10 protein-coding genes are annotated in these 12,545 nt (G+C 35.2%); all 10 read right to left on the bottom strand.

All coding sequences use genetic code 11. The annotated features are described in order from the left end of the window. Positions 1–22: 22 nt before the first annotated feature. Entirely contained in the window at positions 23–1,084 is a 1,062-nt protein-coding gene (locus LCH52_11200) for a CapA family protein (protein MCA0389046.1), read from the bottom strand. After that, positions 1,081–2,172, bottom strand: coding sequence for a glycosyltransferase (locus LCH52_11195; protein ID MCA0389045.1), 1,092 nt, complete (start codon positions 2,170–2,172; stop codon positions 1,081–1,083). Before LCH52_11195 ends, LCH52_11200 begins: the two co-directional genes overlap by 4 nt. 3 nt (positions 2,173–2,175) lie before the next feature. Continuing rightward, complete coding sequence (locus LCH52_11190) at positions 2,176–2,706, bottom strand: acyltransferase (GenBank protein ID MCA0389044.1); 531 nt, start codon at positions 2,704–2,706, stop codon at positions 2,176–2,178. An 89-nt stretch (positions 2,707–2,795) separates the two neighbouring features. After that, complete coding sequence (locus LCH52_11185) at positions 2,796–3,620, bottom strand: glycosyltransferase (protein MCA0389043.1); 825 nt, start codon at positions 3,618–3,620, stop codon at positions 2,796–2,798. Positions 3,621–3,994: 374 nt separating this feature from the next. Then, complete coding sequence (locus LCH52_11180; GenBank protein MCA0389042.1) at positions 3,995–5,146, bottom strand: NAD-dependent epimerase/dehydratase family protein; 1,152 nt, start codon at positions 5,144–5,146, stop codon at positions 3,995–3,997. 15 nt (positions 5,147–5,161) lie between these two features. Continuing rightward, positions 5,162–6,214: a polysaccharide biosynthesis protein gene (locus LCH52_11175; protein MCA0389041.1), complete on the bottom strand. Its 1,053-nt coding sequence runs from the start codon at positions 6,212–6,214 to the stop codon at positions 5,162–5,164. Next, positions 6,204–7,487, bottom strand: a complete 1,284-nt coding sequence (locus tag LCH52_11170) for a hypothetical protein (protein ID MCA0389040.1) — start codon at positions 7,485–7,487, stop codon at positions 6,204–6,206. Before LCH52_11170 ends, LCH52_11175 begins: the two co-directional genes overlap by 11 nt. A gap of 3 nt (positions 7,488–7,490) precedes the next feature. Next, positions 7,491–8,762 carry a hypothetical protein gene (locus LCH52_11165; protein ID MCA0389039.1) on the bottom strand — a complete coding sequence of 424 codons (1,272 nt, stop codon included), beginning with the start codon at positions 8,760–8,762 and terminating at the stop codon, positions 7,491–7,493. 1,307 nt (positions 8,763–10,069) lie between these two features. Then, entirely contained in the window at positions 10,070–11,431 is a 1,362-nt protein-coding gene (locus LCH52_11160) for a hypothetical protein (protein ID MCA0389038.1), read from the bottom strand. Positions 11,432–11,592: 161 nt separating this feature from the next. Then, positions 11,593–12,540 carry a gfo/Idh/MocA family oxidoreductase gene (locus LCH52_11155; protein MCA0389037.1) on the bottom strand — a complete coding sequence of 316 codons (948 nt, stop codon included), beginning with the start codon at positions 12,538–12,540 and terminating at the stop codon, positions 11,593–11,595. Positions 12,541–12,545 lie beyond the last annotated feature (5 nt).

Raw genomic sequence — 12,545 nt, 5'->3', positions numbered from 1 at the left:
AATAATTGTGTCCATTTTTTAATTATCTAATCCTTTTAAAAAGAGACCTGATGAATCTTTTCATTTTGATTCCAAATGACAGATCCTCACGTCTAAAAAAATTAGCTATCGGGTCTATATAAGAATGTTTAAAAAAATAAACCATCCAGAGCACTCTGCTCTTGGCTATGGCCTTATAAATAAAGTTCCTTTTTCTAAATTGATGCACAAATTCAGGAATAGGATTTATCATGAGTCCTTCATTTCTTATGAAAACCTCTGATGATGTTAGTCCTGATTCGAGTAACTCAAGTTTAACCATCATTCCGATTCTACGATCAGGTGTTAACGGGATCACCTCGCCATCGGAAACAATATCATCAAAACAAAAATTGCCCAAACTGTAGTAAACAGGTTTTGATTTATAAATTTCCATGGGTTGAATCACATGGGGATGATGCCCAATGATGATATCTGCACCTGCATCTATGATGGAATGGGCGATTTTATTCTGCCCCCAGTCCGGATACCTCCCCCCTTCTACCCTACCCCCCCAATGAAGATAAACAATGATAAAATCATATTTGTTTCTAATCGATTTGATCTTATAGTTTACATCCTCAAGGTTAAATTTACTGACTTCATAACGAAAATCATCAGGAAGCGAAGGATGAGTGTCTTCAGTAACATAATTTAAAATGGCAATCTGCTTTCCCTCAAATGTGATCGGGTAACAATCAAAATTCTCATCGAAGTCTTTTATTCTGACACCAAAAGCCCCAATCCCATTCGCAGAGAGAAATTGCAGCGTACGCTCAACCCCATCTTCAAGGTTATCAGCAATATGGTTGTTAGCCAAAGCAACATGGTCAATTTGTAATTTGTTTAATAATTTTAGTGCCGAAGCTTCGGTTTTAAGCCGAGGCTTCTTTTTATGGTTTTCACCATGTGGGCTACAAAGAAGACATTCAAGGTTCCCAATTACCACATCTGAACCCTGTAAATAGGTTTTAACCCCGAAAAATGGATCAATCCCTGACTCTGCCAGCTTGATATAACCGTTGTTTAAACTTATGTCGCCTAAGAAAAAGATACTTCTGCTCAATTTACAGCGCAGCCTTCATATATCTTCCTAAAATCGTCGATCATTCTCTCAATACTAAATTTTGATTTAATTACTTCCCTGGCATTGTTACCTATCTCGACCCTTTTGCTACTGTCACGAAGTAATGATTCGATGAGGTCAGAAACTGAATCTGCATTATTACCAACTAAAAAACCGGAGACACCGTTTTCTATTATTTCAGGTGAACCACCACAATTTGTGGCAATAACACATTTCCCTAGCGCACAAAGTTCAAGAATTGAATTTGATATGCCTTCACCATGACCGTGAGTGTTCGTTAATTGCAAACCGATATCACAAATAGACATAAGTTGCTCCACCTCATCAGATGGACCCATAACTCTAAATCTTAATCTTGCAGTTTCAGAGAGATCGGCAAATAAACCTGTGAAATCACCTTTTCCTGCACATACAAAGGTTACATTCTCCATCTTTTCAAGTATTTTTTGCGCAATCGCAAAAAACAAAGGATAATCTTTCGCTGGCGTAAAATTTGAGAACATCCCGACGACGAATTCAGAAGTAATCCCCAGTTCTACCTTTATATTATCTGATGACAACAAGTTTGCCGTTCTATTGAAATCAAACCCGTTATATATCACTTGGGATTTATTTTTAGGTGGACAATATGCCAACAAACCAGCCTTACTGTTAGCCGTAATCACTTCTGAAAAGGTAAAGGGTATTGTGTGAAAAAGAAACGATCTTTTAACAACTGCAGGTGCCGCTGTAATCTGGCTATTGACAAGTGAGTAAGCAAAAAATGGTTTCAGTAACACCGCAATTAATGAATTTATGTCACCCCATGTATGTACAATACCAGGTTTGAACCTTAGGATAGCTCTGAAACATTTAAAAAGCACCATTAGCCAGTTCTTAGAAGGACCATTTCCGATAAAAGAATGATTAATCACAACATTTTGCAATTCAGGGAAATCACTATCCGGTCGGAGTGTTAGAAGGAAGATCTCAAATTCTTTTTTATCTCTTAAATTTCTAATCAATTCAAAGAGTCTCCTTTCCTTTCCTCCCTTGCTCATACATTCGATAAAATATAGTATCCGCATCAATCAGGCTTCCGAATTACCCAAATGTCTAATAATTTCCTGTCGTCTCTGATCAGCATTCATTGAAGTAATAAAGATTGCTCTTTTTAATGACGATTCTTTATACTCTTCTAATGATTTAATCACTTTAGCGGGGATACCAACAGCAACGGAATTGGATGGGATATCTTTAGTTACAAGACTCTTTGCGCCTATGACCACATTATCACCGATTGTAACACCATACATAATCATTACTTCTTCACCAATAAAAACATTATTTCCAACCTTGATTCTTCCAAAAACATTCATTCCGGGGTGCTCTTTTCTTAGAACACCTACACCGCCATCGTGGGTTTGAAACCTTACACCATGTGTGATAGTAACATTATCTCCTATCTCGACGAGGTAAGGTTCTGAGCCAAACGAGACATCGCTCCCGGTGAATCGACTGTTTACACCTATTTTTACTCCATAATATTTCCTGAATAATGCACCTAATTCATATGCATTACTAAAAAACACTCTAATTTTAAACTTAATTCGACTTATCATTCCAATCTCATATTTAGGGACTGTTGCCTTTCATATCATAACTCCACATTTACCTTAAGAAAAGTTCATTTATGATAATTGACCGGCAACTAATCCTGGTTCTGGTCCAAGTGAAGAAAATCTATCAAACCTTCGGCAAAAACGCCAGGGTTAAACTCTTTAAACACTAATTCCCTCCCGCACAAACCAATTTGTGAGGCTTTCTCATTATTGGAAATAATATCAACTATGGCCCCAGCAGCAGCCTCAAAATCACCCGGTTTGACTAAATATGAATTTGTACCATTTAAATATAAGGGGATTTCACTTACTGCCGTGCAGATCACAGGGCGACCGGATGCCAGGAACTCTCCAAGTTTAGTAGGAAAGCCCCCGGAGGGGAAATCTGATTGTGGTAACATTATAATCCCTTTTGAGCCCATCAAAAGATCAGGAACATTCGAAGGATGCTGAGCACCCAAAAATAGAATGTAATCCGTCAAACTATTTTCATCAATATATTCAGTTATTTGCCGAAATAACAGCGCTGAAGTTTCAAATTCACCACCAATAAAAAGTTTTACTCCATTTAAATATACCTTCGACAAATGAAATACTCTTACAATATCAAGGACGCCATCCCTTTTAAGGCCTCCATCCCCACCAATATAAATTAAGTAGTCTGAATCGCCCTTTTTATGAATTGATTTCTGATTAAACCGGCTGTGATCTACAGTCATAGGTAGAAGAAAAATATCCTTCACTCCAAGTGATTTGTAATAACGAAATAATTCCTGAGTCATTACAATCATTCCATGAGCGAGGCAATATTGGCGAAGATATTTTTTCTTCTGTTGGGGTGAAACTTCTCTTTTAAGAACTTTTGGGTATTCTGTCTCTTCAATAAAGAGATCAAATTTATACAGTTTTGACAAACTCAGTATCAATTCTCTCAGATAATAATCACCTGAATATGTGATCACCGATTTGGGTGACGATGCCTTCAACTCAAGAATTAAGAGCAAAAGTCCGTAAATGTAAACAAATGCCTTACGCATTTTTGATTTCCCAAAGGGGAAGACTGTGGAATAACTTAGAAATTTATAATCGATTCCCTCTATTGTGCCGGATGTATGTGTATTCATTATTCTAGCATCCGATTCGGTCGGACGGGAGATTAAGACCAAACAGCGAATACCAGCCGAAACAATGGACTTCAAATACGACAATATCCTGTTAGTTGCGGCAATTCCGACAGGAAATGGGAAATCAATGACAACGACCAAACCATACTTAATCTTGGAAGCCATCATTCCTGCTTATTGTTGACCTTTTCGAAGAAAGTATCTGAATTCTCCGGATCAAAAGGTTCATTTATCCAAAAAAGGGTTAATAACGGGTCTTCGCCAATGTTCGTTATATTATGAGTAAACCAAACCGGCATATCGATGAACGCAGGTTGCCGTCCATCGACCTCAAAACTTTGAACAAATTCGGTACCAATTTTACGAAGTTGAACTCTTGCCTTTCCGGACAATACCATAAAACGTTCTATTTTTCTAGTGTGGAAATGTTCTCCTCGCGTAACACCCGGGACGGTAGATGAAAAAGATACCTGTCCACCAGACTCTAACCGCATTAGTTCTGTAAAAGCTCCACGACTATCTGTATTAGAGCGAAGCATAAATGGAAAAAACTTATCAATATTTACATACGTTAAAAAGGTGTTAAATAGATTGATTGTAAAGCTATCACCAAATTTGGGATAACTGCCAAATTTTAAATAATCAAATGAAATTTGATTGATTTTATTAAGCAACTCAGAGACATAAATAGTCCTGGAACCTGGTACACAAATCGACTGAACTATTTTTTCATCGAGAGGCGCATTTTTCTCATTTTTTATGAGTTCTACAATAAAATTCACCAACTCACTCACAAAAATTAGATTTAATTCGACATCATCAAGAACCTTACATTCAACTTGATTTGCTAACTGATAACAGAATGTTGCGACCACCGAGTTATAGAATGGTTTACAAAATGGTCCATACACGTTAGGGATAAGGAGTGCGGTGAAGGAGTTCCCGCGGTTAGTAGACCAATCTTCGAACTCTTTTCTGATTTCATATTTTGCTTTACCATATGCATTATCCAGATTCTCTTGAATAGAAGATGAATAAATTATGTGTGGTTTAGCATTCATTTTATCACAGACATCCATAAGTTTGCCGGCAAGTATCTTATTCATAGAATATAGATATTCCGGATCGGGATGTCTATTTATTGCAGCTAAATGAATTATAATGTCACATGAAGCTACAAAATCACCTAATTGTTCCATGTCGGAAAAGTATGAATCATGAAACTCAACCAATTCGTGACCTGAATCATATCGAATTTTGTTTACTAAATGAGTTCCTATAAAACCAGACTGTCCGGTAATACCAATCTTAAACACTTTGTTGTCTATCAATTAAATAAGTGAAATCAAATCTGAATATTCCGGAATACTCTCACCGGTTAAATCATGCCTTATGAACTTAAGTTTCAATAACAAGGTCTTCATTTCCTCAATATTCAATCTGTGGGTATTGTGAGAGTGGTACTCATCAACCTTAGAAACATCAGGCAACCCCTCGGTAAAAAAAGAGTTGTAATTTAAATCGCGATTATCAGCAGGAATTCTAAAATAGTCTCCGAGATCAATAGCCTTAACCATTTCTTCCCTGTTCACAAGTACTTCAAAAAGTTTTTCACCATGACGTGTACCAATAATATTGACAGGATTATCGACTTTGTAAAGTTCTTTAAGAGCATCAGTGAGATTATCGACCGTGGAAGCTGGAGATTTTTGGACAAAAATATCACCGTTCTGTCCATGATTGAAAGCATAAAGCACCAAATCTACAGCTTCTTCCAATGTCATCATAAAGCGCGTCATTTTCGGATCAGTCAAAGTAATGGGCTTCTTTTCTTTGATCTGCTTGACAATCAAAGGTATTACAGATCCTCTGGATGCCATAACATTGCCGTAACGTGTTCCACAGATAACAGTCTTGGAACCATCTCCGAGCATTCTCGATCTTGCAACCATAACCTTTTCCATTAACGCTTTGGACATTCCCATTGCATTAATTGGATATACTGCCTTATCGGTGCTTAAAACAACCACTTTATCAACTTTGGAACGAATTGCAACCTCAAGAACATTATCTGTACCAAGAACATTTGTTTTCACAGCTTCAACCGGGAAAAACTCACAAGATGGGACTTGTTTAAGAGCAGCTGCATGAAAAATATAATTTACATCTCTTATAACATTTTCGAGGCTGCTTCTATCCCGTACGTCTCCAATGAAAAACTTAATTTTGCTATTATTGTATTTTCGACGCATATCATCTTGTTTTTTTTCATCTCTGCTAAAGATACGTATTTCTTTTAAATCATTTTCTGATAAAAAACGGTCCAGGACAGCATTACCAAATGAGCCTGTCCCACCTGTTATTAGCAAAATTTTATCTTTCATGGTGTTCTCCAAGTAACCTATTTTTTCGATTCCTAAATTCAGGAAGTGCAATTGTTGACATTATAATAAAATAAAATAGTAAGTTGCGAGCAATTGGATTTGAAAAAAACAAAATAACCAGAGCGAGAAAAAAACAAATCGCTGAGATAGCATTAATCCCTCCGTTCGAAATGACTCTAAAGTAGTTTTTAAATAGAAACATCAGGAAAATAAAACCCAAAACCCCCCACATTTCAAGAAGCATTCCCAATCCATTTGTTCCATATAAAACTGTCTGACCTCCTGCCTGCTCTTCCAAGGAAGATAATCCATGCCCGAATGGATATTTTATGGTTCGCAAGACAGAGTATTCTATTCCTTGAAATCGGTTGCCTTTCACTATGAGATTATCCTGGTTGTACACAAGTGAGCCTCTGCTGAAAGTAGAAAAATACCCCTCAATTTTACCGGAAAGAAACTCTAACTCGTAAAGATAAAAAGTAAAAACCAACAGTGTCAATACTGCATAAAGGAAATTCACAGGATTTGCTCGCCTAAAATTAAATCCAAGAAAAAGAAATAACATCGCTAAATAACCAGCAGTGGAAAAAGTAGTTAGTAAGGCAATAATGTAAACTAATGTCTTTCTATTGAATTTTAGACCATTTTTATACCAATTATAAATAATACCCCAAACGATGATCATGGCGAATGCTCCCGGCTCCCACATAAAACCACAGTTTCTGGTGACTCCGATTCCACTTTCGGCTGTCGAGTTAACATAAATCAAAGCTGACCAATAATTTTCGTTTACCAACAATGATGGAGTTGTTGTTACTGAAAAAATAGAAACCAAGCTATTAAAAAAACCCGGAAAAAGTATGTTTGCGAAAAACAGAGGTAGAGAAATCAATGTGAGAAGATATACGATTGATTCAAAATATGGCCAAAATTTATCACGCATTTGAACTATTAACAAATAGGGCAAAAAAAGTAAATTTATTGTGTTAATTATTAATCGTTCAATATAAAAGCTGGTGTCAAAATACAAAATAGACGACACATTTATTAATACCCATAATATCAACAAAGCAATAAATTTGACTGAAAAAACTCTTCTCAGAACGATATGCTGAGTGAGTAAAAAAATACCTATAACAAATGGAATATATCGTGAGTCAAAAATGGAAGCACTTGCAATGTTTAATACTAAAATAAATACCAACATAAAATAAAAATTCTTCTGCTCTCCTGAAGTGTTGATGATGAGAACTGCGGGTAATTTGTTGTTCAAATCTTACATTCCGTTTTTAGATAAAAAAGCTACTTTTCTGTTCAAATAATAATTAACGATAAACATTGATGCACTTACAAAGATTGCTGATAGAGTACTCACCATCAGGATGTCATCACTAAATATGTAGAATAATGTACAAAGGGAAATTATTTGAGCAACTCCATAAATTAACACATATGTTGTCATAAATGAATATTTTTTAAGGATAATATTAATCAAATTTCCTAACTTAACCAACACAAATGGACCCACAAAAATTGCTGTTTTCATGTAAGGAAGCGATTGTTGATATTTTGGAAAAAAAAGTATAACATAGTCAAGAAGCAAATAACCGATAAATACGAAAGGGATGATTGAAATAAGAGAAATCAAGTATATTTTTTTTATTTTCTGCCATATTTGAATAGGATCAGAATTCTTTCCATATTCAAAAGATAGTTTAGGATAAAAATATGTCCCCAGTGAATTAGGTAGTATCCCCAATGTCGAAATAATCATTATTACAGGTGCGTACAACCCTAGTAATGTTTCATTCCCAAAATAAAGAATGAATAATCGCGGCAAAGTATCAATAAAACTTAAAATGTAAGAAACCAAAAATAGGGGAAAGCCTGTTTTAAATAAAGTAACAAATACATCTTTATCGAATTTAGGTTTTACTTTTATTGGTCTATATCTATGTAAAAGTAGAGAATTTGCAATAGTCAAGACTAATTGCATAAATAAGTAACCATAAAATCCGTAAAAATAAATACATGGTATTAGAATAATATTTAGCGCTAAATTAAAATATTGAATGTTTGCTAAATGATTAAAATTATCACTTGTCCTAAAAGTTCCTGAAAGATAAGTTGTATATTGAGAAAGACTTACTCTAATGAGTCCAACTCCAAAACAAATGAGATAATCGGTCGATAATTCATATTGAGAAACAAGAATCGGTGAAATTATCCAAAGAATAACTATGCCCCAAATATTTATGGAAAGAGTAGTTTGAGCATATTTCTTAGCTAAATTTAGATTGCCTGACCCAAGAGCATGAGGAAACTCACGATTCATTCCGTTAACGATTCCGAGTCGCATTACATTTGCATAAACTTCAAACATAGCAATCGTGGCCCATATGCCCATAAAATATGGATCGATAACACGATATGTGACAAATGCAACAACCAAACTCACCGGCACCTGAAGATAAGATGAAGAAGTCATCTTTAATAGTGCCTTTTTCCCTTTCAACAAAGCTAGAAATTGACTGAACAGATAAGTCAAAACATAGTCCTAAACTGACTTATATGTAAGAGGAATATCAATGCGCGCACCATCTTTGCTGACATAAAAAGTTCCATTATTAATGTATTTATTTTAAGTAACGAGGAGAATGCTTGTGATTGCTCACGCTCCGAAAATATTTCGATATGTTAGATCAAACACTAATCTCTTCTTGAAGTTGATATTAATTCTATAAACCCTGGGTGACACAAACAGCTGTTGAATTTTAGATATTCTACCATTCAGGTCGTGTTTAAGCTTTGATTTTTGTATTAACTCATCTGTAAGTGGATTTTTCGGAAAATCAATAAAGGATACTTGACAGTTTTTGTTAACAAGTTTTCAATCCACAAAAGAAATAGACTGATTTTAATCTTGATTTCATCTGCTGAGTCTGATTATATTTCTTCAAATTTTGATAAAAGTTCTTGATGAGTAATGGTATCACGATATTGATATACTTTCATGCTATCAAGAATATTGGCTTTGGTATCATATTTTACCCCTATTGTTGGCTATAAATCATTATTTCAATTATTTACTAACTCAAACATAGTAGCAAAAAAGATACCCAATTTATTTTTTTCTTTTTGACACAAGTGCAAAATTCGAAATGGAGAAAATGGGTCTTGAGTCGGATGGTACATCTTCAATAAACACCAAAAAATCATAGACTCCAGAACCACTGACTGCGCCGGACTAAACCTTTTATTTGTCAATTTGGAAATCAATTGTAAATCGAGTCCTGTCTACTGCAATCATTGGAAGCCTAACCAAGAGTACTTCAGTCCCCCCCAATGGTATTGGACGAAGTAAACAATGAATTCATAAAGATTCTCGATGTATAAATAAAAGGGTTTTTTACTGCTTCTGATCGAAAAGACGCCCAAGTAAACATGACAATGGAAAAGGTTACCAATAGCTTCGAAACTTGAATTACACCTCCTAATTTAATGGATATTCTGCCTTTACTTTTTGTGTCTCCTTTTTTACACAACGCAGACCGGTAAAAAAACAAAGGCTATTTACCTTCCCCCAATATACCTAGGGTAATATTGCAACTAATATCAAATATGCCCTCTTCTCCTGTCAACTGTTAATTTATCAGACTCAATCCAACAAAAAAACCAATTAAAGTGTTAAATATCAGTAGGAGTAAAAACCTCCAATCCCATAGTCCATAGAAATAATAGCTTGCAAACAATAAAAAAATATTTTGTTTCGCGACATTTTTTTACCTTATAGCCAATATATACCAAAAACTATTGGAAGATAAATCGCAAAACCAACAGAATTGAAAAGCATATTTAATCTAATTTCCGGATGAGTTGATTTACACTTTCAGCTACCATCGCAGCGTTCGAAGATAAATCAATCTGAAAAACATCTTTCAGATTTCTAAAAAACGCAACAAATCCCTCATGCGAAACATCAAGTATCGAAAAAATAAATCTATATAAATGTTCATCATCTTGATACTCAACATTGTACTTTCTGTATAATTCTTGTCTTAGGTCCCTGACATGACGAATCTTGATTACTCTGTCGCTTGTTTCGAAGAAACTATTCCCCAAAGTAAACACCTGTTTGTTTAAAAGAATACCCTCGTATCCGGATGTTCCATTAATAGTAATTACCCCTCTAGAATGTGTAATCAATTCAACGCTGGGAACCTCCGGGCCAATCAGTTTCAAATTCGGAATAGCCTTTATTCGTTGATAATCAAGAATGTTTCGATTTTTTTTATCGAGAGGGTGCACTTTGACATAAAGGTAACAATTTGGTGGCAGCTGAGCAGCAATATTTTCTATCAACTTGACCTGGTTTTTATATAATCCTTCAGCCCAGTAAAGTATCACTGCTTCCGGTTCAACATGCATGGGATAATAAAAATAGTTATTTGATTTTTCGAAATAATCATAGTTAATACCAATAAAATCATCAACCACTGTCTTGAACTTATTCCATATCCCGGCGTTAGAATCAAAAAGGAATTGTTCCACATGATCTATCGGTCTTTTGACACAACCGCTATTTTGTTCAAACTTTCTAGAAAAGCTACTTAATATTAATTTGACAGTTCTCTTTACTAAAATTCTAAACTGATTTTTATAGTTTTGCTTATTTCGCAATTCAGGGAAAAATAGTCCCAATTCGGCTCTTTGCTTTTGAAGATATTCTCTTACTCTTTCGATATTATCGTGCGTCAATGAGTACTGATTATCAAAAAAAGACAACTCTACAGGATCACCATTTTCACCATCAACAAAAATCCAGCTGTATCTGGACTCCCCCCTTATTTGGATCTGACTCAAGTACCGAGCCCCACACTTTCTTGCCACAATCGCAGACAAGTGCAAAAAAAGTAGTGCGGTAATCTCATGGAATATAATGTCAATCTTATACTCTTCAATAAACTTAATCCAAAATTTGTAATACACTTGTGAAAGAATTAAGCATTCATCGTAATCAAGATTCTCGAGAGTCCTGTCGCTTTGAATTGAAGAGTTAAGACAAAATCGACTCTCAGAAAAATGGATAACATCCTCATCAATTTTATTGCACAATGCCACATCTATTTGCTCCGTCTCATAAATAGCGGACACAAGTTCCTTGAAATTATGCACCTCCGTAATACCATATTCAGAACGTAATATTTCTTCTTCCATAGAAGAATAAGCTAAATGAATGACCCTACTATTATCTGATAATTTCGGAGAAATTGAACCGTAAAGATGAACTAAACTTAGACGACTGAAAAGTAAAATGTTTCGCATTAAGATTTAAAGAGTAAAATATAAATTTAATTCAATATCTAAAATAGATATTATCATACGTTACCGTGCAAAATCTGTTCATATACTGGCATCATAAGAGAGTGATCACCGATTGAAAGAGCTTTCTCGTCACCATTAATAAAATTTTCAACCATTCTATACAGTCCGGGCTTATAGAGAATATCTAATTCATAATCCAACTCAAGTTCTACCGGGTCATTTTCACCAACCTTTTGTACTTTTAATCTCTCGAGAGGTTTAAAAATAAGCCTCCTATATTTCGTGAGGATTTCTACTCCCCAGCCACCAGCTGACTCCCAGTTAGCCGAGTAAGTGAAAAGTGAACCTTTTTTTGAAATTCCACAGCCTGCAAAAATTGATGCTTTTGGATGCCAATCCACCCCCCCCTTTGAGAAAGATCTAATCTCCAGTGGTTGACCCCCTAAAGCAAATGCCATATCTATAACATGAGATGAATTTGCAAAAAACCAATTGTTCTTTGCAGCCTCCGATTTATTTAGAGTCCTAATAAAATGAGACCGCTCGGTAAATTCGAACGAAAATGATTTCACCCCATCATCCTCTTTAATCATTTTTTCAGCCTCCAAAAATGAAGTGTAAAACCGTCTATTATAGGCGACGAAAACCTTACATTTTTTTTCGAAAGCCACTTCATTTAAGCATATTACATCATAAGTTGTTAAACCAGCAGGTTTTTCTACCAAAATGCTTTTTATGCCCTTAACCATAAGGAAAATTGTTGATGAATGTAAACCCTCAACATCGACAGCAACTATGGCATGATTGAATTTACTAAAAAATTCTGTTGGCTGATTTTCTAGTCCACCAGTAACTACTTCAAAACCTGTTTTCTTTTGGAATTTGATCGCGGAAACGGTCCCTCGACCGACAACTGTAAAGTCAATCCCCATAGCCTCAAAAACTTTTGCATACTCAATTGCCATCGGTCCCGCACCAATTAACAGAATTTTAGTGTCCATAATTT

It is taken from the genome of Bacteroidota bacterium (genome assembly GCA_020161395.1).
Lineage (GTDB): Bacteria > Bacteroidota > Ignavibacteria > Ignavibacteriales > Ignavibacteriaceae > UTCHB3.
This window is presented reverse-complemented; position numbering and strand designations above follow the sequence as displayed.

Coding starts and splice junctions, on each gene's coding strand:
- LCH52_11195 (MCA0389045.1), bottom strand. CDS start 2,172: ATGCGGATACTATATTTTATCGAATGTATGAGCAAGGGAGGAAAGGAA.
- LCH52_11190 (MCA0389044.1), bottom strand. CDS start 2,706: ATGATAAGTCGAATTAAGTTTAAAATTAGAGTGTTTTTTAGTAATGCA.
- LCH52_11175 (MCA0389041.1), bottom strand. CDS start 6,214: ATGAAAGATAAAATTTTGCTAATAACAGGTGGGACAGGCTCATTTGGT.
- LCH52_11160 (MCA0389038.1), bottom strand. CDS start 11,431: ATGGAAGAAGAAATATTACGTTCTGAATATGGTATTACGGAGGTGCAT.
- LCH52_11155 (MCA0389037.1), bottom strand. CDS start 12,540: ATGGACACTAAAATTCTGTTAATTGGTGCGGGACCGATGGCAATTGAG.